Origin of the sequence: Chthonomonas calidirosea T49, from assembly GCF_000427095.1 — a bacterium.
GTDB classification, from domain to species: Bacteria; Armatimonadota; Chthonomonadetes; order Chthonomonadales; family Chthonomonadaceae; genus Chthonomonas; species Chthonomonas calidirosea.
The window spans coordinates 1,119,782-1,143,194 of record NC_021487.1 but is presented as its reverse complement, the minus strand read 5'-3'; the positions used below and the strand labels follow the sequence as shown (position 1 = coordinate 1,143,194).

Here is a 23,413-nt window from a genome sequence, read left to right as displayed (position 1 = left end):
GAGCCGAGAGAGTTGTTCCCGCGCAATCGCTAGCGTCGGCGCAGAAAGGCGGGAATATCAATATCTTCGGGCGTAACCCGCTCTGGCTCCTGCGGTTTGGTTGGCTGGGGTGGGGCTGGTTTCTGAGCCGAGGTCGGTTGTTGCCCCGTCGGCTGCTGCGGGCGGCTGTCCATACTCCCAAAACCGGTGGCGAGCACCGTGATGCGCACAGCACCCTCCATACTGGGGTCTGGAACCCATCCGTAGATGATATTGGCATCGCGTTGGTCGCAGAGTTGCGCGATCTGGTCGGCGGCCTCATTGAACTCGGAGAGAGTGAGATCGTTGCCGGAGGTCACGTTCACGAGCACACGGGTAGCTCCGTTAATGCTGGTCTCTAGAAGCTGGGAGGAGACAGCCATCTGAGCGGCTTCGACGGCACGATGGTCGCCTTCGGCCATACCGATGCCCATAAGCGCTGGGCCGGCGCCGGTCATAATGGCCTTCACATCGGCAAAGTCCACGTTGATCATGCCGGGGATGGTAATGATGTCGGAAATGCCCTGAACACCTTGTCGGAGGACATCATCGGCGGTTTTAAAGGCGTCTACCAACGTCATATGGCGATCGCTTATCGAGAGTAGGCGTTGGTTTGGCACCACGATAATGGTATCCACGCGGGCTTTCAGGGTCTCGATGCCCTCTTCGGCAAGGCGTTCCCGCAGGGGGCCTTCAAACTTAAAAGGTTTTGTGACGACAGCCACGGTAAGGGCACCGATTTCCCGTGCAATTTCGGCGATGATAGGTGCCGCGCCCGTGCCCGTGCCACCGCCCATACCCGCGGTAATAAAGACCATGTCGGCTCCGTCGAGCACTTTTTTGATCTCGCTCTTGCTCTCTTCGGCGGCCATGCGCCCCAGATTCGGGTCACCTCCGGCTCCTAAGCCGCGCGTGGAGTTTTCACCAAGCTGAAGTTTGCGATTAGCTTTAGAGATATTCAGTACCTGGACGTCCGTGTTCATTGCGATGAACTCGACTCCAGTAAGACCCGCCTCGATCATGCGGTTCACCGCATTGGTGCCACCACCGCCAACACCAACGACTTTGATACGTGCAGAACCGAGGTCGGGCAGATTGCTTCCAATCAGGTTATTATTTATCATCGGCAGGTATATCCCCCTTTAATATTTCGTATGTTTGGTTTGCGCCCCTATCCGTTTGCGTCAGATAAGCTACACATCGAAGAACCTACGAAACCATTTGATCAGGTTGGGCAGTAGCCCTGTCGCCCGGCGATAAGCGGCCTGCACGGGCGCTTTCGATTGGCGTGCGGCTCCATAACGCAAAAGCCCTACTGCCGTGGCGTACATGGGGTGGGTTAGCGTCTCTCCCAAGCCGCCAAGTCGCGCCGGAGTACCAAGCCGAACCGGCAGCGCCAGCACGTCATGAGCTACCTCTTCACAACCGGCCAAAAGGCTTCCACCACCGCTCAGCACGAGCCCCGCAGGCACCTGCCCTAGCAGGCCCTCTGATTTTAGATCGTCTCGTACCATCTCAAACAGCTCTTGCATGCGAGGCTCGATAATGTGTACAAGCTCCATGCGAGGAAGTCGCCTCGACTTTTCCCGCCCCAACTGATGCACTTGCACAAGCTCTTCCTCAACGACGAGTTTTGGCGAAGCGCTGCCGCTCTCGGTTTTGAGCCTTTCAGCCTCTTCTGGGGCGACGGTTAAGCCATAGGCAAGGTCATTCGTCACATGGTTGCCGCCGATTGGCACGACGGATGAGTGGCAGATAGCCCCATTTTGGAACACGGCCACATCCGACGTACCCCCTCCAATATCCACCAAACAGACGCCTAGTTCCTTCTCTGCTTCCAGCAGCACGGCCTCTGCAGTAGCGATCGGTTCAAGTACCGACTCGATGATGGCAACTCCTGCCCGCGTCACGCACTTCTCAACGTTCTCCAGGAGGGTCGTTGCCCCATGAACGATATGCAGGCTTACCTCGAGTTGCTTTCCACTTAGGCCTATCGGATCGCGAATGTCGCATTGACCGTCTACTGTAAAGCCGCGCGGAATGGTGTGAAGAATACGTCTGTCCGGCGGCAGGGTAATGGTACGGGCTACCTGAATGACGTGGGCAACGTCCGTCGGCGTTATTTCCTGGTTAGGATGGGTAATCGTGATGCTGCCTTCCGTATTGAGAGAGGCGATATGTTCCCCTGTTACCCCCACATAGGCAGCCTCAATGTCATAGCCGGCCTGCTGTACGGCTTTCGAAAGGGCCTGTTCCACCGCGCGAGCGGTTGCCTCTAAATCTACGACGACACCCCGCTTTATCCCCTGAGATGGCTCCAGCCCTACGCCGGTCACCACGATCTCTTGGGGACCATGCAGTTCGGCGATAAGCGCGCATATTTTGGTTGTTCCTATGTCGAGTGCGGCAATTGTTGGCTGTTTTGGCACGCTATCTTTTCCGAGTCATAAGGTTTAGATTCCTTCACCGATCTCCGATTTAGAGGCGATCGGGGTGGGGTTGTAGCCGGCTTGCTGGGCGGCGGCCTCTTCCTGCTGGCGTTTTCTGGCTAGCGCGAGATTGTTCAGGTAGTAGCGCCGGATGAGGGAGAGGTTATTGAACACCCGTGCCCCCAGAACGAGAACGGCCACAAAGGCCAGGTTAATGCCGAGGTGATCGCCGATCCAGGCGAGCAGAGCAGCCAGCAAGGTATTAAGAATGAAGCCGCTTGTGAAGATATCGTTTTGGAAGCGGCCTTCAATGCCTGCGCGTATGCCTCCGAACACGGTATCTAGCCCGGCGAGGGCGGCCAGCGACAGGTAGGGCGCCAGTTGGGGGGGAACGTGCCATTTAAACAAGGAGAAGGCCTCCATTCCCATCGCGGCGCCGGCAATAAGACCGGTTACCGGTAAAAGGACTTGCCAAGATTTCATTTCGTTGTCTCGTTTACATCGGAAGTTGTTGGAACACGACCATAGCGCATCTGGGTGCTGCCCGCGTAGGCAGGAATATGAAGTTTCTGCACCCGTTCTACCCGCACCATGCTGGGGCTCACTTCGCGCAGTTGTTGCAAAAGGCCGCCCGGCAGATTCAAACCTCCCCAAAGTGCGTTTGGATCTCCAATGGCCTGAATCACATAGGGAGGAGTGGTTGGTACACCGTTGACCTGGATAACTGGCCCCACACAGCGAATGGCGCTTGTGGCCACGATGCGCTGGCCGTTCACAGCAATGGCTTCGGCACCGGAGGCGCGCAGTTCGTTCACAACCTCCGCAATGTCGGTATCGTGAATGAGGTTTTGCAGGGTATAAGGTGAATCTGCGGAGACCGACTGCTTTGTGTTGTCGTTGAGGATCACCTCAACGCCAGGGCCAACCAGATCGGTTAGCCCTGCGAATTTGCGGGCATCCTTCAGCTCCTGATTAATGGTGTCGGCACCGCCCTTTCTGCGGGCAAGCTCATCGTTGAGTTTTTGGTTTTCGTCTCGAAGGTGCTTGATTTCGCTTTGGTAGTCCTCAAGTTTTTTGGCGGTATCCATGCTGCTACCATAGACAAACCCTTCGCGCTGTGGGCCTGTGCCGGCACGAGAAAACTGGGTAACAACGCGCCAAGTGGCCGAAAGAATAAGTCCTAGAATGAAGCAGAGCGCCGTAAGCTGCCAAATAAAGGACCTGTGACTTATGTTCGAGGTAAAAATGTTCATCCTTGGATTTTGCTCCGTTCGTTTCTTGGCGGCGATGGTATGGAATGCGATGGGCTCGACGCCTCCGGTTGGGAGGTCGCTTTCAGATAGGCGAGCCGCGGAATTGCCGCTGGATGCGATGGACACGTAAGATTGACAACAGAAAGTAGTTGTGCAACATTGGGCTGTAGTTCATAAATCCGATTCAGGAGAGCGATCTTCTGCTCTATTTCCTCCGCCTGGCCGAAGAGCACGCGCATACCGTCAGACATATTTAAGCATATATTTCGCTCAGAATCAACCTCCACGTCTGCAATGGCAGGATGATTTTCTATTCGACTCTGCTTGAGAATAGTGAGCAGGGCGCCGATCTCGATGTCTTCAAGCGGTCTGCCGCAGACAATAGCTTCTTGTGGAAGATGGATAGTAGGCAAAGGGGGCAGGGAGCTGCGTGCTAATCGAATGGGCACTCCTTCGTCATCCATTTCATAAGTTGTCGAGCCAACCACGAGGCGACAGAAGGGCTGACGTAGCCCAATGACCAACCGTAGCGTGTGCGGAAAATGACGAACGATATGCACCGATCGCACCCACGGCAAGTGATGTAACGCTTGGCGAACCGAGTGCGTGGGCGCAATAAACCAGTTATGTCTTAAAAGCTTCGCGGCTGTTTGTTGGGTTAGGTCTATCTCTTGGGGAGACAAGTCGGCTAGCCCTTTGACCACAACGTCGCTTACCCTCAAATAGGGCGAGGTGAAAAGGGCACAAGCAACCTCAATACAAAGCAGTAGGGATAGTGTCCCCACCACCAACCGGCGTTTTTTGGCTGTGGAACGATAACTTTTGGGAGGAAGATCAGCTATCATAAGCCGTGGTGACCTCCTGTTTTGGAGGGATCGTGTGGCGAAGGGCGCAGCGGATAAGCCGTTCCACTAGCTCAGCAAACGAAATTCCGGCAGAGGCCGCAGCATCTGGCAAGAGGCTTGTAGGCGTCATTCCAGGTATCGTGTTCACTTCTAAGATCAGCGGTTCCTGGTTCGCGACGATCAGGTCGGTGCGGGACATCCCACGGCATCCTAACAGCATATGGCAGCGCGTGGCGACCTGCTGGGCTTTTGAAAGCACCTCTGCGGGCAGTCGTGCCGGGATGATATGTTCGCTACCACCCATAGTATATTTACTGTCATAGTCATAAAAAGTCGATCTCGGAACGATCTCCACCACCGGCAACGCCTCTACATCGCCAGTCTCCGGATGTTCCAGAACGCCCACCGTTATCTCGGTCCCGGATACATACGGTTCAATAAGTGCCAAAGCGTCGTAGCAGTGGGCGGTTTCAATAGCGGTCTCAAGCTGTTCTGGGCGCTCTACCAGGGTACAGCCCACACTAGAGCCTTCCTCGTTGGGCTTTACGAAAACAGGGAGGCCACCCCATTGTGCGGTGATGTCTTCCAATAGCGAAGTGAGCGAGGGCATTTTGCCACGCACAACGGCAATGTCAGGAACGATTGGCAGGCCATCGGCTCGAAAAAGCTGTTTGGAGAGATGCTTATTCATTGCCAAAGCGCTAGCCAGAACGCCTGAGCCCGTGTAGGGGATGCCGAGGAGATCCAGAAGACCCTGAACTCTGCCATCTTCGCCGTTTCGCCCGTGTAAAGCAATAAAAACGACATCGGGACGCACGACAGCGGAGGCGGGCAAAAGACGCTGTCGCTGTTTTTCTAGCCATTCGAGGCCCGGCAGCGATACTCCCGTTTCCGAAAGGCTCACGAGATGCTGTGAGGCTAAATAGAACAGGGCATCCATATCGGCGCCTACGGCGTCGTAACGCGATGGATCGAGCGCCTCAAGGATCATCTGGCCGCTAGACAAGGAGACGGCGCGTTCGGAGGAGCTGCCACCCATTAGAACCAGGACCCTGTATTTTCTACCGGTTGAGCTCATTCGGCAAGCCCTGCCTTTTGAAGGAGATGGAAGAAGGTGATGGCCTCGTCACGAATATCGCCGGCTCCAAGAAACAGCACGACATCACCTGGTTGCGCTAGCGCGCGCAGCATCTTGGGAGCGTCGGTTTTATCTGGAAGAAAGATGGCCGGCATAGAAGGTTTTAGACGCACGATGCCGTGCACGATATCGGCGGCGCGCACGCCGGGGATAGGGCGCTCGCGTGCCGGATAGATATCGGTGACGATGACCGCGTCGGCCTCAGAAAGGGCCGTAGCAAACTCGTTCAGAAAGTCGCGGGTTCGGCTGTAGAGGTGAGGTTGAAACACAACGATAAGGCGAGAACGAGGATGGACTTGACGCTGCGCCGCAAGAGTCGCGCGTATTTCTGTTGGATGGTGGGCATAGTCATCTATAATCTGGATGGTGCCATTTGGCAAGCGCACTGTGCCAATCGGTTCTTGTCGCCGTTCCGCTCCCGTAAAAGCCGCTAGTCCTTCTGCGATCTGCGTTTCGGTGAGGCCGAGAAGCTGCCCCGATAGAGCGGCCGCAAGGGCGTTCAACAGGTTATGCCGGCCAGGAAGATGAAGGGTTAGGGTTAACTCACGCCCTTCAAAGTTCCAAAGAAAGCGGGTGTGCTGGCCCTCCTCTAAAATTCTAACATCGCTGAGGCCGTAGGTGTAGAGAGCGCAAGGCGGATGGAAGTCCTTGAGAAGCTGTTGCACCCCTGGGTCGTCTCGGCAGACGATAAGCGCTCCATCGGCAGAGCGGATTTGGGATGCGAAGTTCCGAAAGCCGTTCACTACATTTTCTGGGGTCTGATAGTAGTCTAGGTGATCGGCTTCGATATTGGTGATCACCACATAGTGAGGGTGAAGATGTAGAAAAGAGCCATAGGCTTCGCAAGCTTCTGTGATAAAAGGAGCCGATGGGGCACCTATGCGGGCATTTCCGCCGAGCTGAGGCACCTCTGCGCCTACGAAAACGGTGGGGTCTTTACCGGCCTGTTGCAACATCACGCCGATCATCGCTGTCGTGGTGGTTTTTCCATGGGTGCCGGCGACAGCTAAGGTGGGGCCACGATGTTCATCCATTAGGGCGCCGAGAAAGGCCGCGCGCGAAAGGACGGGAATCCCTCTTCGGTAGGCCTCTTGCAACTCCGGGTTGTCTTCTGGAACAGCAGCAGAGGCAACTACCATGTCAACGGACGGCGCGAGGTTTTCACGTGCATGAAAATCGAATATCTCGGCGCCCTCCTTTAAAAGCCTTGCCACAGCTGGGTTGGAGTCGGCCTGGGCGTGAGGGTCGGACCCGCTCACCTTTACCCCGCGTCGCAGTGCCGCCTGGGCGAGGGCGCTCATCCCCACACCGGCAATACCGATGAAATGAATATGTTTTGGCAGCTCGCTGATCATGGCGCTAAGAGATCCCTATTTTAAAGAAGCTATTTTACCCTGTCGGGCCTCGACGAGTGAGAGAATTTCATTGGCGACCGATTCGGCCGCATCGGGGCGCCCCAACGCCAAGGCGGCATTGCGCATCTGTTCACGTCGGGTCGCTTCGTTTTGTAGTCCCAACACAAGTTGAACCAGTCGCTCGGGCGTTAACGAAAATTGAGGAAGCAACAATGCGGCTCCAGCCTGCTCCAAGGCGCGCGCGTTATGGGTTTGATGGTCGGCATACGCTGTGGGCAGGGGCACAACGATGGAGGGTAGCCCATTGGCTAAGATCTCCGAAAGGCTGGAAACGCCACCGCGGCACACCACCAGATCGGCGGCACGGTAGGCGTAGGCCATCTGTTCCGTTTCTAGAAACGCAAAAGGATGGTAGCCCTCCCTATGGGCTAGGCCCTGCGCTTCGAGCTGGTTCGAAACCTCAGGGAAGTCGCGCTTTCCTATCTGATGAAGAATCTGCACTCCGGCCTCCAGCAAAACGGGTACCGTCTGCAGAACCACTTGATTGATGGCGCGTGCGCCCTGGCTTCCGCCGAGTACGAGAAGGGTGAAGCGCTCGGAAGAGAGACTGGGAAAGTGTTGCCTTGCCTCCTGAGGCGTGATCTGTTTGGGAGCAATGATGCCCCGTCGTAGCGGCAACCCCGTAAGCACCACGCGATCCGGCGGAAAGTAGGCGGCAGAGGCTGGAAAAGCGATACAGACACGTTGTGCCCATCGAGCAAGGAGACGATTGGTGCGACCTGGCACAACGTCGGGAGCGCAGATAACCGACGGAATGCCCTCACGTGCGGCGGCCAACACGGCGGCGGCGGCCACATAGCCGCCTGTGCCGAGAACCGCCTCGGCGCGAAACCGACGAAGATAGGTTCGTGCCTCCTTATAGCCGTTCCAAAGCGACCAGAGAACCAACAGAGTGGAAGGGGAAAGCACCTTACGAAGCTTACGGGCGGTGATAGGCTGAAAAGGCCACCCGTATTCTGGAACGATCTGGGCTTCCATGCCGTTAGCGCTACCAATATAGAGCACTTCCGCTGCGGGCCGAAGCTGGGTGAGGCTTTCAGCTACGGCCAGCGCAGGAAAGATATGACCACCGGTTCCTCCCCCTGTCACCACGACTCTCATGACGAACCCTCCCATGTTGGAGGTGCGGAAATCTTCTCTACGGCCGACCGCTTGGAAAGGGCGGCCTGTTGTGCGATGTTCATAAGCAGCCCGATATCGGCCAACATTAGAACAAGAGATGTAGAACCATAGCTGATAAAGGGAAGAGGGACACCCGTTGCCGGAATCGAATCGGACGCCACCGCGACGTTTACAATGGCTTGCCAGGTGATAAGAGCTGTTAGACCCGCGGCCAGCAGCGCTCCGAACCGATCAGGCGTGTGGCGTGCGATGGCAAAGCCACGCCAGCTGATAATGCCAAAGAGCACCAATAAGATGCACACACCCACCAACCCCGTCTCTTCGGCATAGGTTGCAAAAACGAAATCCGAGTCGGCTTGTGGAAGGTAGTATTTCTCCCTTCCATTTCCTAGTCCAAGCCCCGTCCATTCGCCAGAGCCTACAGCTAGGCGCGCATGATAGATTTGATAGCCAATACCCTGAAGGTCTTTTTGAGGATGCAAAAAGGCGAGAATGCGCTCTTGTCGGTTCCCACTAGCTCTCCCAAAAAGGCTTGTGATGAGCACTAAAAAGGCGATCATGCCCGTGAAAAGCAGCAGGTGCCGTTTGCGTACGCCGGCCAGGAAAAGTTGGGTGAGCAAGGTGAGGAACAGCACAAAGGCGGTTCCGAGGTCGGGTTGTCTCTCGATAAGCATAAGATAAAGCAGACTTACCAGCAAAACGGGCGCTAGATGCTCTAGGGAAACAGCAGTTTTAGCTCGGCGCGAGCGTCGCGGCTCTTTTTGGCTTTCAAGACGCGGTACGGAGAGACGGGCAGCCACGTAGAGAATCAAGCAGAGCTTAGCAACTTCAGAGGGTTGAAAACTGAGGGGCCCGAGGCGTATCCACCGGGCGGCGCCGTTCATTCGGATGCCTACGTGAGGAATATGAACCGCTATAAGGAGCCCAATTCCCACGAGCAGTGCAGGGATGGCGGCGACGCGCAGTCGTCGGTAATCGGTATAGAGGAGCAAGCTTAGCGTGCAGAAACCGATGAAAGCGCCAAGCGCTTGCCGTTTCACAAAGAAGAACGGATCGTGAGCAAGGTGTGGGTTATAGAGCGCTTGGGCATAGCTGGTATCTAGCACCATCCAAAGCCCAATAACTGTAAGGATAACAGCGGTAACGAACAGCCCTAGCTCCGGCTGGCGCGATGTCGTCATGGTTCTTGCTCCTTGAGAAGGGCCTTAACGGCGGAGCGGAAAGCGGCCCCACGAGCTTCGAAATTGGCAAACATGTCGAAACTTGCACAGGCAGGCGATAAGATGACGATATCTCCGGGCGATGCGAGAGCGTGCGCTGTGTGCACCGCTTCCTCTAGCGAAGCCGCACGATGGATGGCCTGAAACCCTCCTCTTCTGAAAGTCTGCTCCATACGGTCGGCCGCCTCACCAATAAGCACAAGGGCTTTCGCATGGCGAACAAGTGCCGGGGTGAGCGGAGCAAAATCCAAGTTTTTTCTGCCCCTCCGGCGATCACGATAGCTGGCCGCGAAAGTGCTTCCAGCACACGCGTGGCGGCCGCGATGTTGGTGCACATGCTGTTGTTGATGTAGAGTACACCCTCACTCTCGGCAACGATCTCCATGCGGTGAGGAACCCCCTTGAAACGGCGGACGGCTTCTGCTATGGCCTCTGGGGTGGCGCCAAGGAGCAAAGCCGTTATGGCGGCGGCCAGCACGTTCTCCACGCTATGAACGCCGGGCAAGGATGTTGGAAAATCGGTGATGGGCAAGAGAGGGGTTGCTGTGGCCGCAGAAGAACGATAGAAAAGCCGATCCCCTTTACGCCATGCGGCAATGGAGCCCTTCGGCTCTTCCTGGGCACTGAACCAACAGAGCTGGGCCTGAAAGTCGGCTGTCTTCAGCGTTTGTGTGATGGGGTCATCGGCATTAAGCACGGCGAAATCCTCTGGCGTTTGATAAGCAAATAGCCGCGCTTTTGTCTGTGCGTACTCCTCTATGCTTGCGTACCTATCCAAATGGTCGGCCGTGATGTTGGTAAGCACGCCAATTTTCGGCCGGAAACTCTGCGTCCATTCCAGTTGGAAGCTCGATACTTCCGCCACGAGGGTGGTGTTTGGGGGAACGTTTTGCTGCATTGCCGCTTCCACCAACGTTTTTTTGATCTCATCGGCGCTGATGTTGCCGCAGGGAATGGCTGGAATATCGCTCTGTTGGAGCATATCGGCGATCAGCAGGGTAGTGGTGGTTTTGCCGTTCGTACCGGTTATCGCTACGATAGGGAGGTTGGTAAGACGATAAGCCAGCTCTATTTCTGACCAGATGGGAATACCCTTTTGGAGGGCGCTCTGAAGAAGAGGATTCCCTTTCGGCACGCCGGGGCTAGTAACCACGAGCTGTGTGTCTGGGTAGAAAGCGTTCTCCGGGGTGGCGGGCGCACAGAGGAAGACCCCCATCTCCCTCAATTTCGTCACCGTTGTGGCAGGTAGCTGTTCAAGCGGTTTCTGGTCGGCGACAAGCACCGCCGCGCCCAGTTGGTGCAAGGCCTCGGCGGCGGCGAGGCCGCTTCTCCCGGCACCCACCACGGTAACGCGCTTTCCTTTCCAGCTGCCGACGGGTTCCATTCTAGTATCTCCAAAGCAAGGCGAGCGCAGCGCATACGAGGCCTGCGAGCCAAAAGCGAAGTACCACCTGGGTTTCTGGCCAACCTAGCTCCTCAAAGTGATGATGGAGGGGGGTACGAAGAAACACACGATGGGTTTTCGCGTAGTCTAACCCACGACGCCTGCGGCGATATTTGAAAACGAGCACCTGAACGATGACGGAGACCAGCTCTGCCCAGCAGACAAGAGAGGCCACCACAAATCCCACCTCCTGTTTTCCCATGATGGCCGCACCGGCCAGGCCAGCACCGATGGCTAAAGAGGCCGTGTCGCCCATGAAAACGCGTGCGGGATAGGCATTCCACCAGAGGAAACCGGCGAGCGAACCCGCCAGCGCGATACAGAAGAAAGCGATGGTGGGCTCGGTGGAGTAGACCAGCACGGCCAGCGCCAGCGCTGTTATGAGGTTCAACCCAGCGGAGAGACCATCGAGACCATCTGCGAAGTTCGTCGCATTGGAAAACCCCACAATCAGCAGAAGACAAAGCAGATAGTAGAAACCGTAGAGGGCGATGGGGCTGTAATAACCTAGTTGAACCGGCGCGATGTTGACCAGATTGATGTCGGAATTCGATGTGAGCGCTAACCAAAGGACAAAGAGAGCGGCGACAAGGCACTGTGCCAAGAACTTTTCGCGCGCCCGTAGGCCAAGGTTCTTTCCTCTTTTGAGGCTAAGATAGTCGTCTAAAAAGCCGATGGCTCCAAACGCCAGGGTGAGAAGGAGGAGGGGAAGTAGCTTTAAATCACCGATGAGATGTCGGTGCATATCCCACTGAAAAAAGCCGATATAGGCTAACATGGCAAGTGTCAGCCCAAAATGGATGAGAAGCCCTCCCATGGTAGGTGTGCCCTGCTTTTTGGTATGGGTTTGGGGGGCATCTTCGCTGATGTTTTGCCCGATTTGCATGGCCCTTAGGCGTGCGATCAGTTTTGACCCAGGCAGCGAGGAGAGAAGAAAGGTTACAATGAAGGCAAAGACAAGTCTAGGCATGAGTCTCTCCTGTAGGGGTGCCTGTGAGGGCGCTCACGATCTGCTCCATCTGCATGGCGCGAGAGCCTTTAACCAATACCGTGTCCGAGGGACGAATATGCAGCCCGATGTTTTTGGCCGCCTCTTCGGAAGTGGGAAAGTGCTGGTGCAAGAGGGGCACGCCTGGTTGAAGATTCCTGTTTGCCTCCTCCGCGATCTGTTGGGCGAGGTCTCCCACGGTGATAAGAAGACGCAGGCCTATTTGGGCAACCGCTTGCCCTACCATCTGGTGCGCTTTCAGCGCGAAGTCGCCTAACTCCTTCATGTCGCCTAGCACGGCAACACGGTTTTCTGGGCCGGTGAGGCTCGCGAGCGTCTGCAGCGCGGCGAGCATGCTTTCAACGCCAGCATTATAGCAGTCGTCAAGAACGCAGGCTCCGTTTTGCGCCCGCCGTGAGGTCATCCGCCCCTCTGCCCCTGGCCACTGGGATAGAGCCGTAAGCGCTTTTTCAAGAGGGACCTCCAACGCGAGAGCCACCGCCAAAGCTGCGGCGGCATTGTGCGCCTGGTGGCTACCTAAAGCTGTCATCTGCACCGTATGACGATGACCATGAAGGTCTAAGGCCAATCGCAAAGACCCTTTTTCGCGCGCTTCAAGAGGTTTTACCGAAACATCGGCCGGGGAGCCTGTGCCGGAGAAAGTGATGATACGGCAGGTGGAGGCAACACGGCTGCGAAGGTAGGGGAGGAAGTCGCACTCCGCCGGTAAAACGGCGATTCCATCTGCAGGAAGCCGCGCGAGTAGCTCCGATTTTGCCTCAGCGATCTTTTCTCTAGAGCCGAGCAGTTCGATGTGCGCATAGCCGATTTTGGTGATGACACCGATGTTGGGAGAGGCGATCTCGGCAAGTCGGTCAATTTGGCCTAGTCCCCGCATTCCCATCTCAATAACGGCCACCTCATGATGGGATGCAAGCTGAAAGAGGGTAAGCGGTACGCCGATCTCCGTGTTAAGGTTTTTAGGGTTGGAGAGAGTTGTGTATCGCGTACGAAGGAGGGCTGCCGTCAGCTCTTTCGTGGATGTTTTCCCTACACTACCTGTGATGCCTACCAGAGGAATGGGAAACCGACGACGGTAGTGGGCAGCTAGATCGCCCAAAGCACGAAGCGTATCGGGCACAACGATCTGTGGAATGGGGAGGTCATGGAGAGGGATTTTGACGATGGCGGCGACTGCACCGCGTTCGGCAGCCTGTTGCAGAAAACGATGTCCATCCGTATGCTCGCCTGTAAGGGCAAAGAAGAGGGCGCCCGGCTGGAGCGTGCGCGTATCTATGCTTACGCTCTCGACGAGGGTGTTTGGGTTGCCGACAGGCGGTGATTTGAGCACTTCGCATACCCATTCAATGGAAAAAAGCGGCATTAGGGCGTCTCTCCTTGCAGGGCCTCTCGAGCTACCTGACGATCGTCGAAGGGAAACTTAGTGTCACCAACGATCTGGTAGTCTTCGTGGCCTTTACCAGCAATAAGCACCATATCACCGGGCTGGGCGAGCGCCACGGCCTTATAGATGGCAGCACGTCGGTCGGGCTCCACGATGATCTGCGCTTTGATATGAGGGTCGCGCTCTGGGTTCATGCCGGTGAGAATCTCTTGGATGATCGCGTTTGGGTCTTCATGACGTGGGTTATCCGAAGTGACGATGGCGATGTCGGCCATGGTGGCTGCCAAGTTGCCCATAATAGGCCGTTTGCCTCTATCACGATTACCTCCACAGCCGAAGACACAGATAAGTCGCTTTGGCTGAAGACGTAAGGCGGATTGCAGTAGGTTCTGCAGTCCATCCGGGGTATGGGCATAGTCTACGATCACGCTGAAGCCCCTATGGGCTGTTGGAACCGGCTCGAAGCGGCCAGGCACGGGCGGTAAGTTCGCTAGCCCTCGTGCGATCGCTTGCCTATCTACGCCGAGCCGAAGACAGGTAGCGATGGCGGCGAGGGCGTTTCCTACTTGGAAAGCGCCTCCGAGCGGCACCGTGATGGGCAGCTCAAAACGCTCGGTCCCGGAATCGTAACAGGCGACAAACTGTGTGGAGGTGGCTGAGAGCGTGATCGACTCGGGGCGAAGCACGGCCGGGTCGTTGGCATCTACGGAGTAGGTAATGATGTCGCCCCGTGCCAAAGTCACCAACTCTCTGCCCTCCCACTGAGAGACGTTGATAACGGAGATGAACTCGGCTTTGTCGGGGCGCGGATAGAGCACCGGATATTCGGTGAAGAGGCGTGCCTTTGCGTTGAAGTAGGCCTCCATCGTTTTGTGGAAATCGAGATGATCTTGCGTTAAATTGGTGAACACTCCCGCCCTAAAGGCGATGCCATCCGTGCGATAGAGAGCCAGTGCGTGAGAGGAGACCTCCATCACCACCGAATCGGCACCTTGGTCGCGCATGGTGGCCAGCAGCTCCTGCAGTTGGTCTGCCTCAGGGGTGGTATGTTCGCTGGGTAGGGTGGCACCATCGAGCTCGGCACCGAGCGTGCCTATGGTGCCCACGCGTTCTCCGGCGGTGCGGAGAATGTTGGCGATCATGTGGGTCGTCGTGGTTTTACCGTTGGTTCCCGTAACCCCAATGACCCGCAACGTATGCGAAGGATCGTCGTAAAAGGCACAGGCGAGCAGAGGAAATGCCTTACGTGTATCCGGCACTTTCACAATGGGGATATGCGGGGGCAGCGTAATGCCAAGTTTTTCAAGAGCGTCCTGCTGCACCACCACCGCTGCCGCCCCGCGTTCAACGGCTTGAGGGGCGAACTGATGGCCGTCGAAGTTTTGGCCTATAAGGCATACGAAAAGCCACCCAGGGTTAACCGCCCGTGAGTCGTGAGTAAGTCCTGCAATAGATGGGTTGTTTGTGGAAGAGACAGCAGCATTCGGCAGTCTTGCTATCAAATGATGCAATGGTTTAGACATCGGCTTGTTTCCCAAATCGCTAAGTATTTCTATTTTAGTATAGAACGCCGAACAGGTTTCCTGCATCATCGCTTCAGGCGCTGTGTTTCCGTCAAAGAGCTGCCGCATGGCGTGCCAGAATCGGGCGGAGTGGCCTAATTTCTATTCGTTTTGGTCGGCAGCGTAGACGGCAGAAAGGCGACTTTCGGCAGTTGCCCAGCGGCGATGGCCTGTGTGTTTTGAGGGTCGTCTTGGGGAACACGCCAGAGAGCCATCAGTCGCGCGGCGATATTGTGAAAGGCCGGAGCGGCGACCTCGGCCCCGTAGTAGCGGCCGGTAGTTGGTTGATTCACCATTACCAGAATGACAGCACGGGGCACGGTATTTGGGTCGGCGGGAACCATGCCGATAAAAGATCCGATATAGGCGCCAGGGCGATATTTGGTAGCGGTGCCGGTTTTGCCGGCCACTATATAGCCAGGGATGGCGGCAGGTTGGCCGGTGCCCGAGGTAACAACACCGCACAGCATCTGGCGTACCTCCCTGGCCACGCTGGGAGATATCACCTGACGTACGGGGGTTGGAGGAATACGTTCGACAACGCGGCCATCGCTGGAGACCATCGCGGTGACGAGGCGCGGTTGCATGAGGAGACCGTTGTTGGCGATGGCGGCGTAGGCCATTGCCAGGCCGAGAGGAGTGACCGTGACGGACTGGCCAAAGGCCGCACGAGCGGTTTTTGCGGCGCAGTAGGGGGCCTCGTACTTATCTAGCGACCAGTGTCCTCGTGCGATGCCGGGCAAGGGCAGATCGGGACGGGTAAATAGGCCAAAGCGGGCATAGATCGCTTTCAGTTGTTGGCCGCCAAGCCGCAGACCGATCTGAGCTGCCCCGATGTTGCAGGAGACACGCAGAATTTTAGCGACATCCTCGTCGCCGTGAACTTCTCCATGAGCGCAATGGATGGTGCGTCCTTGCACCCGAAACTCGCCGCTGCAGTGAAAGTAGGACTGCGGAGTGATGACCCCTTCTTGCAAGGCCCCACAGACGAGCAGGGGCTTGATGGTGGACCCGGGTTCATAGCAATAGGCGGTGCAGCGATCATAGATGGAATCGAAGGGTATAGGCGAACGTTTCTGTGGGGCGTTCGGCAGTGGATTTGGGTTAAAGCTAGGTAGGCTGACCAGGGCGCGAATATCGCCGGAACGAGGGTCTACAACGACCACAGAGACGCCATGTGGATGAAACTGATTCCATATGCGCATGGCCTCTTCGGTGGCAATATGTTGCGCGTCGGCATCGAGAGTGGTGTAGATGTTCAGCCCGTTGTTTGCCAGGCGCAGCTGATGCAGGGTGTTTGGTATCTCGTGGCGATGGGCATCGAGTTCCACCTCCGCATAACCATCGGTGCCTTTAAGCCATCGGTCGCAGCCCTGTTCCAAACCGAGGACGCCCTGTCCGCTCGGATTAACAAAGCCGATGACCTGCGCCGCATCGGCGCCGCAGAGGTAGCGTCGTACGCGATTATCCTGAACGCCGAACCCGCAGAGATGTGCCGCTTTAAAAAGCTGCGCTTGCGTTTGGGTAAGGCCATACTTCAGCGGATAAAAACCATGTTCGGCATAGTGCCCTTCCGCCAGACGTTGTTGATAGGCGGCCACGGCCTGTTGTATTTGAGTGTTCAGCTGCGACAAGGGGATCCCTAGGAGCATGGCCGCGCGCGGGAGGTCGTTTGTCAAGCGCTGTTGCAGCCGTTTGCGAGTGGCGCTGTCCATAAAGGGATTGGCCAGAACGGCGGGGTCGAAGCCCGCGGTGCCGCTGTAGGTATCTATGGCGAGGGGGCGGTCTTCGGCGTCGAAGATGGCCCCGCGATGGGCTTTGCTGGGGATATCCTCGATACGGCTTTGAAAGGCGGCTGCGCGAATTTTTCGACCTTGAAACCCCTGTAGGTAGGTTAGACGTGCCATAAGGCCTAGGTAGGTAAGGGTAATGAGGCCGCCGGCCAGAAGGAGCCGCCGTTGCGAAAAGACATCGCCTTTTCTCTGGGTACGTTTCATGCTCAGGGGGTAGCTCCAAGCGTGATGGTTTTTCTTGGGTCGGCCGGAGTCAGGCCGAGTTGGGTGGCTTCCTTTTCGATGCGCGATGTCGAGCGGATCTGAGCCAGGGCGCGTTCGAGCTGCACGGCGCGCTCCTTTTCAATCCGGATCTGGGCGAGGAGATGGTCCCGCCGAAAGCTCTCTTGGTTAAGCCAGGCACAGCAGCCGAAATAGAGAAGTCCGAGGGCGCACGTGGGCAGCGCCACAAGCAGAACGAGATGGAGTTGAATCCCGATGGGGACGGAGGCCGCTTTCGCCGGGGCTGGGACAGGCCGTTTAGGCGCAGCGACACCGTGACGCTGGGCCGGTGGTCTTGCGAGTGGACTTCTTGCTGTTGGCATTTCACGCTCCTGGTTTTAAGGTAATGGAAGGCGTCGTGCGGCACGTAAGCGTCCACTACGTGCCCGTGGATTACGACGCAGCTCCTCATCGGAGGGGCGTACCGGTTTCTTTGTAAGGATTTCGAGCACGGGAGTCCGAGAGGAGGGGTTGGGAACGACGGGCGGTGCGGCGTCGAGGCCCACATGCTTACCGGCTTTATAGGCGAACAGGCGTTTTACGATACGATCTTCTAGGGAATGAAAGCTAATGACAACGATACGTCCGCCCGGGTTCAGGCGTTCGATGGCGGCGGCGAGCCCGGTCTGTAGCTGTTTCAGCTCATCGTTAACGGCGATTCGAAGGGCCTGAAAGGTGCGGGTGGCGACATGGATGGAGCGTGGCCAAGCGCGGCGTGGCACGGTGCACTCCACCAACGCCGCCAGTTGGCCGGTTGTTTGAATGGGGCGGCCTTTCTTGAGTTCCGCGTGAATGGCGCGCGCAATGGGCCGTGCCCAGGGTTCCTCGCCGTACTCTTTCAAAATCCGCTCCAGCTCCGTCTCCGAAACCCTTCGAAGAAGCTGCGCGGCCGTTTCACCCTTGCTTCTGTCCATGCGCATATCGAGCGGTTCATCTCGGCGAAAGCTAAACCCGCGCGCGGCGTCGAGTTGATAGGAAGAGACACCCAGATCGAAGAGGATGCCATCGAAGGTTGTCGGTGCGCCAATGGTGGTATCAAGGATTTGGCCGAGATGGCCAAAGTCGCCATGAAGCAGGAGAATATGATTTTGCGAAGAAAACTGTTTTAAGGTACGTTGGGCAGCGGCAAGCGCCTCGGCGTCTCGGTCAAGCCCGACGAGCGTGCCGTGAGGGCGGATGTGCTCCGCGATGACGAGGCTATGACCGCCGCCTCCGACGGTAGCGTCGAGGAACGTTTCGCCTGGGCGCGGGGCAAGAAACTGCAGCGTCTCCTGGAGGAGCACGGGTTGGTGGTTGTAGCGTTCAATCGAGTTCGTCATCATATCAAGCGGTACCCTCCTGTGTCGGCACGGTTTCGCCTGGGGTGGGGCGGGTTGGGGCGGCGGACACTCCTGCCACGGGTTGGAGGCTCAAGCGATTGCGCGACGCAATGCCCGCCTCCTGTTCCGTAAGGTGTTCGCTCCAAGCGCGCCATCCGGCACGGCTCCATATCTCAAGGCGCGTTCCGCTGCCGATAATCACCACAATGTCGCCCTCCTCCATCCCGGCCCACTCGCGGAAGTGACGGGGGATGGAGAGGCGGAACTCGCGATCGGGACTAACAAATTCGCAGTTCCCGAACATACGTTGGAGGAAGATAAGGTCGGGATCAAGCTCATCGTAGAGGGAGGAACTGATCAGTTGGTTTTCAAGGGCTTCCCAAACCGGCAAGGGGTAGGCACGAATATGGTGATCGGGGCCTATGGTAAGCACGAATTTACTCCCCAGCGTTTCGCGGAAGCGCTGCGGAATGATCACACGCCCTTTATCATCAAGTGCGTGCTCGAAGCGCCCCCACATTCGCAAAGCGGGAGAGTCGATCAGCATAGCGCCCTGTCCTCTTGCCTCGTTAGAGGAAGTCCTCATTTAGAAATTTTGGGATAAGAACTCCACTTCGTTACCACCAAGTTCCTACCGAGTTACCACTCTACCCCACAATTCTACCAGGTTCGTGGAGGCCTGTCAATAGGACAGCAGGAAAAATTTTCTTTTTTGGGGAACGTAAAAAAGAAGAGGAGGGGGAAAGATACCATGTTTGAATCGTTATGGATGCCGAACTACGGTTTTCGGATGACCGGGAACATTTTTGGGGGGCGAACGCCGGCTGCCATTCTCGCCCGGTGGGACGCTTATACCTACTCCGCTTCTCTCATTGCCAGGTACGAGTTGACGCTCTGGTTTGAGCCCGAGTGGAGGGTTGCAAAGGCTTTGGCGCGGCGTTTTCCCCACTGCACGGTGCTCTCTATTCCGGAGGAATCGTACACGCCCTCTCTTTTTCGAGTGCCTGGCTGGCGCCCCAAGCGTCCTCAGCCGATACTTTGAATTCGTAGAGGTTGTTCCCTCCCCCTACCCTCTCCCAGGGGAGAAGGTTTCTCTCACCCAGCCTTCTCCCAGAGGGAGAGGGGGACTTATTCCGCCCTAAAGCCCGCTTGCACAGGAGATAGGAAGCGGTGCGTTCACATCCTACTTAGGGCAAAAGCTGAATGCAACGAGCCCTGTAAACCCGTCAACTCCTGTCAACTCCAACGTGAGACCATACAGCTCTCTCAAACTAAATAAAGCTACTCCATCTGTTTCGTGCTGCAGGCAACGCGAAGCCAATCTATAGAGCTAGGACTCTATTTACAAAGCCTACAACCTCAACGATAACCTCCTTTTAAACCATGTCTACTAAACCCTTCTCTGCTTAATCGTTCTCTGCCTTGCTTTCAGAGGACTCCGCTCGTAACAGCTCCGTTCGATCCGCTGTGCTCGAACCTGGCGTCCGCAACAGCGTCTTGACTTCCTCGTCCCTAGCCTTTCAACGCTGTAAAGACACTGTCAACGCTTGGCGTAATGGAGGTTCTTCACAGCCTTCCAAGCAGGTGGAGAGAGCCTTTGCCAACTCTTGCTTCTCGGAAAAACCGCTCAGATGAACTGCTCCAGACAACAAGAAGGATCGCGACCATAGGAGCGCAGATCTGCGCTCACAGTTGGGCGGCTTCAGCCCACTTTGCGGTCTTGCGCCTGCGCCCTTGGTGTGCCCGCACCCGTCCGCCCCTCAAGGGGCTCCCTCTTCGAAAGATAATCGGAGAAGAAACGGAGGAAGTCTCCCTAACAAAAAGAAAAGCCCCTGCACCCCAAACAGTGATGCAAGGGCCTCGTTCCGAGCCGCCCAGCCCGGATGATTAGCTTGGCATGAACGGAGACGGAGGCATTGCCCCGCCGTTGGCCATCCTGTAGCTTACATATTCGCCCACATAAAGGTTGAACCCGGAGGGTGGCTTCCCGCTTGCCGCCTGATTCCAGGCGTCTTTGGTTGCCTGATCCTCTGCCTGCCAGGCCGCTACAGCCGTAGTGAAGTAGTCCCTGATATAGAGCTGATTAGCCGTCCTGGGATTGGAAGGGATGGCATACTGCCTGCTGTAGTTGATCCCCTTCCACTTGGCATAGACCATCGTATCTGCAAAGGCGCCGCTGGCATCAATGGACATCAAAGGCCCGGTTACTTTTGCTATATTCTTCTCACCTCCTTAAAAGCGCAGATTGCAAGCCTTCATGGGGCAAACACAGATTTCCCCTCTACTAATAGTGGGGGTTCAAGGGTATGGCGGGAGACAGGCGATTTTCCGCTTGACTTTCTCCACCCATATTCATATAATTATTGCGATAGGGCTAAACAGAGGGACCGTCTTAGGGAAACCGGGAGTAAAACGAATATGCGCAAGACGACGATCGAACTTACCGAGGAGCAGTATTTCTTCCTAAAGGAGAAAGCCCTGGAGCTTCAGAAGCAGAAGCAGAACGCCTCCATTGTCTCCATCATCCGTGACCTGGTTGAGAAAGACCGGCAGGAGTGGGAGAGCAAGCAGAAGGAAAGGCAAGGGTAACAGCCATGCGTAAACTTTCGGAGCAGGAGATCGAGCGAATCGTAAGCCTCCTCAGGGAAGGCAAGCCCTTGCCGGAGGATTACAAAACAAGCCTTTTTGATACCAAGAAGGAATACGAGCTTGTCTATGCCGACAAGGAACGGGAGGAGGACATCCTGGCCGACACCATAGCCGTGCCGTTGCAGCCGATCAAGACCTTCCGTAACGGTGAGGACGGCAGTGGCTTGTCCGATATTTCTCGTCTTGACCAGCACCTGCTGGAGCATTTCAGGAGCAAGTTCGTTCTTCAACCCATGCTCAATCGCTCTCTTGTCAGTTTTCAAGCCAATAAAAATAGACCTATCTATCGTTGGTACAAATTCAAAGAGGCCTTTTCAGCTTCATTGGTCGAGTATCTGCTTCAAAGGTATAACATCCGTGCGGGCAGAATTCTAGACCCCTTCGCGGGGAGTGGAACAACCCTTTTTGCCGCAAGTGCGATGGGTATAAATGCAGATGGCATCGAAATTCTCCCCATAGGTCAGCAGATCATTACCACGAAGAAAATCTTGGACGCAGAGTTTACACCTGACGACTTTGAACGCTTACGGCAATGGTCTGCTTTGCGGGTTTGGGAAAAATCAGAAAAGGGAGTTCCCTTGCCAGAGTTGCGCATCACCCAGGGGGCTTATCCCGAAAGGACAAGGGAAGCCATCCAGAAGTATTTGGGCGCTTGTCAAGAAGAGAACGTCCGAGTTCAGGCGGTGTTACGCTTTGCATTGCTTTGCGCTCTAGAGCCAGTTAGTTTTACACGTAAGGATGGACAATACTTGCGCTGGGATTATCGTTCTGGGCGCACCCAGGGGAAGAAACCTTTTGACAAAGGTGAAATCTTGAGTTTCGAGAAAGCCATTTGCGAGAAGATCAATGAAATTGTATCCGATATTTCTCGCACTCACCCGACTAGTCTCCTTCCTCCGGAGAAATATCAGGGAGAAATTCGCCTGTATGCTGGATCGTGCCTCGAAGTCTTACCAAAGCTTCAGGAGAATTCTTATAATGCTATCGTCACCTCTCCACCATACTGTAATCGCTACGATTATACGCGGACATACGCACTTGAGCTGGCTATACTTGGCATAAATGAAAAAGAGTTGTCGAATCTGCGCCAGGCAATGCTCAGCAGCACAGTCGAAAATCGTGCGAAAGAACTACTTAAGATGAATCCAAAATGGAAAACCGCGCTCGCTGCTGCTGATGAGCAAGAGCTGCTACAGGCTATCTTGAAATATTTGGAAGCCCAAAAGGCGCGAGGAGAACTGAACAACAACGGTATTCCCAGAATGGTCAGAGGCTATTTCTACGAGATGGCGTGTGTCATTGCTGAGTGTGCACGTGTCCTCAAGCCTGGTGCATTGCTCTTTATGGTCAATGACAATGTTCGATATGCGGGTGCGAGCATTTCAGTGGATATGATTCTCTCTAACATCGGCGAGAAACTGGGCTTTCAAGTGGAGAATATCCTTGTTCTACCTAATGGCAAGGGCAACAGCAGTCAACAAATGGGGGAGCATGGGCGCGAAGAGCTTAGAAAATGCATTTATGTTTGGAGAAAGCAGCAATGATCAAACGCCCGTACCACGACCATCTTGAATCCAGTGAAGACCTTGTGACCACCTATGAAGCTACTCGCACTGGTTTTGTGGCGCTTGCCCTTGAGAAAAACCGACGCGCTACGCCGTTTGTTGTGGAAGCGAGAGCGCTACAAGAAGCTGCATCAAAGGCAAAAACACCCATTGACTTGCTTAACATCAATGGCATAGAGACTGGACTTTTGACAGCCGCTGGTTTGTCTGACAAAGCTCTTGTTCACTTACAGTCCGAAGACAAGATAGAAGCTATCAAGAGTCTCATCAAGAATTTTCTCGAGCCGGCCGGAGAGAAATTTGTTGAAGAATTGGTTTACAGGTTTCTATTGACACGTGGAGATGCGCTCGGCGGCTCAATGCGAAACATTGGTGGTGCATTAGCACAGAGAAAAATCACCCGCGCTATCGTTTCAACCCTCAGAATCGCTGGCATTGAATACAGGTGGCAGCACTTAATGACCAGGCAGTGGATTGATGTAAGTGGTGATGATGCGGAAATAGAGTTGTCTTTACGTGGCCTGAGCTGGCGAATCCAAGGCAAACATCGCACCCTGATTTACAATCTGACTGTACCGTTGGTTAAGAGCAATGTAGATATGTGCTTGTTTAGCCTCGATCCGCAGGAATTACAAGCTACTGAGTTTAAAATCCCCGAATCATACTTTGCCCTTGGTGAACTCAAAGGCGGCATAGATCCTGCAGGGGCAGATGAACATTGGAAGACCGCACGCGCAGCCATCGACCGTATACGCCAAGCATTTTCCAAAGCAGGTTACTCTCCTCACACTTTCTTCATTGGGGCAGCAATTGAAAGAAGAATGGCAGACGAGATCTGGAATCAATTAGAGACTGGCTTGCTCAGCAATGCTGCAAATCTGAATAACCATAGACAAGTTGCATCAATATCTCGATGGCTATGCGGATTGTAGAACATAGCGCCGCCCACCACGCGCTTGCACCTGACGCCGCACCAAATCCGCCATT

General features: G+C 55.6%; 22 protein-coding genes and 1 pseudogene. 4 read left to right on the top strand and 19 right to left on the bottom strand.

Annotated elements, in window-relative coordinates; genetic code table 11:
* Positions 1-29: 29 nt before the first annotated feature.
* From ftsZ to CCALI_RS04730, 18 genes and pseudogenes are all read right to left on the bottom strand, one after another.
* On the bottom strand, positions 30-1,142 hold the full coding sequence (gene ftsZ, locus CCALI_RS04810) for a cell division protein FtsZ (RefSeq protein WP_016482351.1): 1,113 nt from the start codon (positions 1,140-1,142) through the stop codon (positions 30-32).
* A gap of 69 nt (positions 1,143-1,211) precedes the next feature.
* Positions 1,212-2,447, bottom strand: coding sequence for a cell division protein FtsA (gene ftsA / locus CCALI_RS04805; RefSeq protein WP_016482350.1), 1,236 nt, complete (start codon positions 2,445-2,447; stop codon positions 1,212-1,214).
* A 24-nt stretch (positions 2,448-2,471) separates the two neighbouring features.
* Positions 2,472-2,930 (bottom strand): small basic family protein, encoded by a 459-nt coding sequence (locus CCALI_RS04800; protein WP_016482349.1) that lies wholly within the window; start codon positions 2,928-2,930, stop codon positions 2,472-2,474.
* Positions 2,927-3,700, bottom strand: coding sequence for a DUF881 domain-containing protein (locus CCALI_RS04795; RefSeq protein ID WP_016482348.1), 774 nt, complete (start codon positions 3,698-3,700; stop codon positions 2,927-2,929). Before CCALI_RS04795 ends, CCALI_RS04800 begins: the two co-directional genes overlap by 4 nt.
* Complete coding sequence (locus tag CCALI_RS04790) at positions 3,697-4,545, bottom strand: cell division protein FtsQ/DivIB (RefSeq protein ID WP_016482347.1); 849 nt, start codon at positions 4,543-4,545, stop codon at positions 3,697-3,699. The genes CCALI_RS04795 and CCALI_RS04790 overlap by 4 nt, the downstream gene beginning before the upstream one ends.
* Entirely contained in the window at positions 4,535-5,623 is a 1,089-nt protein-coding gene (locus tag CCALI_RS04785; RefSeq protein WP_016482346.1) for a D-alanine--D-alanine ligase family protein, read from the bottom strand. The genes CCALI_RS04790 and CCALI_RS04785 overlap by 11 nt, the downstream gene beginning before the upstream one ends.
* Positions 5,620-7,038 carry a UDP-N-acetylmuramate--L-alanine ligase gene (gene murC / locus CCALI_RS04780; RefSeq protein WP_016482345.1) on the bottom strand — a complete coding sequence of 473 codons (1,419 nt, stop codon included), beginning with the start codon at positions 7,036-7,038 and terminating at the stop codon, positions 5,620-5,622. Before murC ends, CCALI_RS04785 begins: the two co-directional genes overlap by 4 nt.
* A 15-nt stretch (positions 7,039-7,053) precedes the next feature.
* Positions 7,054-8,199 (bottom strand): undecaprenyldiphospho-muramoylpentapeptide beta-N-acetylglucosaminyltransferase, encoded by a 1,146-nt coding sequence (gene murG / locus CCALI_RS04775; RefSeq protein WP_016482344.1) that lies wholly within the window; start codon positions 8,197-8,199, stop codon positions 7,054-7,056.
* Positions 8,196-9,401, bottom strand: a complete 1,206-nt coding sequence (locus CCALI_RS04770) for an FtsW/RodA/SpoVE family cell cycle protein (RefSeq protein ID WP_016482343.1) — start codon at positions 9,399-9,401, stop codon at positions 8,196-8,198. The genes murG and CCALI_RS04770 overlap by 4 nt, the downstream gene beginning before the upstream one ends.
* Positions 9,398-9,775, bottom strand: a complete 378-nt coding sequence (locus CCALI_RS16905) for a glutamate ligase domain-containing protein (protein WP_425481263.1) — start codon at positions 9,773-9,775, stop codon at positions 9,398-9,400. Before CCALI_RS16905 ends, CCALI_RS04770 begins: the two co-directional genes overlap by 4 nt.
* Positions 9,706-10,824, bottom strand: a pseudogene (gene murD, locus CCALI_RS04765) (UDP-N-acetylmuramoyl-L-alanine--D-glutamate ligase); the annotation flags it as partial. The gene CCALI_RS16905 and the pseudogene murD, both read right to left, overlap by 70 nt.
* Before the next feature lies 1 nt (position 10,825).
* Positions 10,826-11,854: a phospho-N-acetylmuramoyl-pentapeptide-transferase gene (gene mraY, locus CCALI_RS04760; RefSeq protein ID WP_016482342.1), complete on the bottom strand. Its 1,029-nt coding sequence runs from the start codon at positions 11,852-11,854 to the stop codon at positions 10,826-10,828.
* Entirely contained in the window at positions 11,847-13,256 is a 1,410-nt protein-coding gene (locus CCALI_RS04755) for a UDP-N-acetylmuramoyl-tripeptide--D-alanyl-D-alanine ligase (RefSeq protein WP_016482341.1), read from the bottom strand. The genes mraY and CCALI_RS04755 overlap by 8 nt, the downstream gene beginning before the upstream one ends.
* A complete protein-coding gene (locus CCALI_RS04750; protein ID WP_016482340.1) occupies positions 13,256-14,800 on the bottom strand; it encodes a UDP-N-acetylmuramoyl-L-alanyl-D-glutamate--2,6-diaminopimelate ligase in 1,545 nt (514 codons plus the stop codon). Before CCALI_RS04750 ends, CCALI_RS04755 begins: the two co-directional genes overlap by 1 nt.
* A 134-nt stretch (positions 14,801-14,934) precedes the next feature.
* Positions 14,935-16,836: a peptidoglycan D,D-transpeptidase FtsI family protein gene (locus CCALI_RS04745; protein WP_016482339.1), complete on the bottom strand. Its 1,902-nt coding sequence runs from the start codon at positions 16,834-16,836 to the stop codon at positions 14,935-14,937.
* Between the two features lie 2 nt (positions 16,837-16,838).
* On the bottom strand, positions 16,839-17,216 hold the full coding sequence (locus CCALI_RS04740) for a hypothetical protein (protein ID WP_016482338.1): 378 nt from the start codon (positions 17,214-17,216) through the stop codon (positions 16,839-16,841).
* Between the two features lie 15 nt (positions 17,217-17,231).
* Positions 17,232-18,212 carry a 16S rRNA (cytosine(1402)-N(4))-methyltransferase RsmH gene (gene rsmH / locus CCALI_RS04735; protein ID WP_044949844.1) on the bottom strand — a complete coding sequence of 327 codons (981 nt, stop codon included), beginning with the start codon at positions 18,210-18,212 and terminating at the stop codon, positions 17,232-17,234.
* Positions 18,213-18,216: 4 nt separating this feature from the next.
* The gene (locus CCALI_RS04730; protein WP_016482336.1) at positions 18,217-18,759 is read right to left on the bottom strand and encodes a division/cell wall cluster transcriptional repressor MraZ; all 543 of its coding nucleotides are present in this window, start codon (positions 18,757-18,759) and stop codon (positions 18,217-18,219) included.
* A gap of 204 nt (positions 18,760-18,963) precedes the next feature.
* Here CCALI_RS04730 and CCALI_RS04725 point away from each other — a divergent pair, with 204 nt between their 5' ends.
* On the top strand, positions 18,964-19,254 hold the full coding sequence (locus CCALI_RS04725) for a hypothetical protein (RefSeq protein WP_016482335.1): 291 nt from the start codon (positions 18,964-18,966) through the stop codon (positions 19,252-19,254).
* An 845-nt stretch (positions 19,255-20,099) separates the two neighbouring features.
* Here CCALI_RS04725 and CCALI_RS04715 read toward each other — a convergent pair.
* Positions 20,100-20,405 carry a hypothetical protein gene (locus tag CCALI_RS04715; protein WP_016482334.1) on the bottom strand — a complete coding sequence of 102 codons (306 nt, stop codon included), beginning with the start codon at positions 20,403-20,405 and terminating at the stop codon, positions 20,100-20,102.
* Between the two features lie 225 nt (positions 20,406-20,630).
* Between CCALI_RS04715 and CCALI_RS15960 the strand changes: the two genes are divergently transcribed.
* The 3 genes from CCALI_RS15960 to CCALI_RS04705 are packed head-to-tail and all read left to right on the top strand — an operon-like array spanning position 20,631 to position 23,358.
* On the top strand, positions 20,631-20,801 hold the full coding sequence (locus CCALI_RS15960) for a hypothetical protein (RefSeq protein ID WP_016482333.1): 171 nt from the start codon (positions 20,631-20,633) through the stop codon (positions 20,799-20,801).
* A gap of 5 nt (positions 20,802-20,806) precedes the next feature.
* A complete protein-coding gene (locus CCALI_RS04710; protein ID WP_016482332.1) occupies positions 20,807-22,405 on the top strand; it encodes a DNA methyltransferase in 1,599 nt (532 codons plus the stop codon).
* Positions 22,402-23,358 (top strand): type II restriction endonuclease, encoded by a 957-nt coding sequence (locus tag CCALI_RS04705; protein WP_016482331.1) that lies wholly within the window; start codon positions 22,402-22,404, stop codon positions 23,356-23,358. The genes CCALI_RS04710 and CCALI_RS04705 overlap by 4 nt, the downstream gene beginning before the upstream one ends.
* Positions 23,359-23,413 lie beyond the last annotated feature (55 nt).

What these genes read in the sequence shown, in the direction of transcription:
- ftsZ (WP_016482351.1), bottom strand. Translation starts at nt 1,142, where the DNA reads ATGATAAATAATAACCTGATTGGAAGCAATCTGCCCGACCTCGGTTCT.
- CCALI_RS04800 (WP_016482349.1), bottom strand. Translation starts at nt 2,930, where the DNA reads ATGAAATCTTGGCAAGTCCTTTTACCGGTAACCGGTCTTATTGCCGGC.
- CCALI_RS04795 (WP_016482348.1), bottom strand. Translation starts at nt 3,700, where the DNA reads ATGAACATTTTTACCTCGAACATAAGTCACAGGTCCTTTATTTGGCAG.
- CCALI_RS04790 (WP_016482347.1), bottom strand. Translation starts at nt 4,545, where the DNA reads ATGATAGCTGATCTTCCTCCCAAAAGTTATCGTTCCACAGCCAAAAAA.
- CCALI_RS04785 (WP_016482346.1), bottom strand. Translation starts at nt 5,623, where the DNA reads ATGAGCTCAACCGGTAGAAAATACAGGGTCCTGGTTCTAATGGGTGGC.
- murC (WP_016482345.1), bottom strand. Translation starts at nt 7,038, where the DNA reads ATGATCAGCGAGCTGCCAAAACATATTCATTTCATCGGTATTGCCGGT.
- murG (WP_016482344.1), bottom strand. Translation starts at nt 8,199, where the DNA reads ATGAGAGTCGTGGTGACAGGGGGAGGAACCGGTGGTCATATCTTTCCT.
- CCALI_RS04770 (WP_016482343.1), bottom strand. Translation starts at nt 9,401, where the DNA reads ATGACGACATCGCGCCAGCCGGAGCTAGGGCTGTTCGTTACCGCTGTT.
- mraY (WP_016482342.1), bottom strand. Translation starts at nt 11,854, where the DNA reads ATGCCTAGACTTGTCTTTGCCTTCATTGTAACCTTTCTTCTCTCCTCG.
- CCALI_RS04755 (WP_016482341.1), bottom strand. Translation starts at nt 13,256, where the DNA reads ATGCCGCTTTTTTCCATTGAATGGGTATGCGAAGTGCTCAAATCACCG.
- CCALI_RS04750 (WP_016482340.1), bottom strand. Translation starts at nt 14,800, where the DNA reads ATGTCTAAACCATTGCATCATTTGATAGCAAGACTGCCGAATGCTGCT.
- CCALI_RS04745 (WP_016482339.1), bottom strand. Translation starts at nt 16,836, where the DNA reads ATGAAACGTACCCAGAGAAAAGGCGATGTCTTTTCGCAACGGCGGCTC.
- CCALI_RS04740 (WP_016482338.1), bottom strand. Translation starts at nt 17,216, where the DNA reads ATGCCAACAGCAAGAAGTCCACTCGCAAGACCACCGGCCCAGCGTCAC.
- rsmH (WP_044949844.1), bottom strand. Translation starts at nt 18,212, where the DNA reads ATGACGAACTCGATTGAACGCTACAACCACCAACCCGTGCTCCTCCAG.
- CCALI_RS04730 (WP_016482336.1), bottom strand. Translation starts at nt 18,759, where the DNA reads ATGCTGATCGACTCTCCCGCTTTGCGAATGTGGGGGCGCTTCGAGCAC.
- CCALI_RS04725 (WP_016482335.1), top strand. Translation starts at nt 18,964, where the DNA reads ATGTTTGAATCGTTATGGATGCCGAACTACGGTTTTCGGATGACCGGG.
- CCALI_RS04715 (WP_016482334.1), bottom strand. Translation starts at nt 20,405, where the DNA reads ATGTCCATTGATGCCAGCGGCGCCTTTGCAGATACGATGGTCTATGCC.
- CCALI_RS15960 (WP_016482333.1), top strand. Translation starts at nt 20,631, where the DNA reads ATGCGCAAGACGACGATCGAACTTACCGAGGAGCAGTATTTCTTCCTA.
- CCALI_RS04710 (WP_016482332.1), top strand. Translation starts at nt 20,807, where the DNA reads ATGCGTAAACTTTCGGAGCAGGAGATCGAGCGAATCGTAAGCCTCCTC.
- CCALI_RS04705 (WP_016482331.1), top strand. Translation starts at nt 22,402, where the DNA reads ATGATCAAACGCCCGTACCACGACCATCTTGAATCCAGTGAAGACCTT.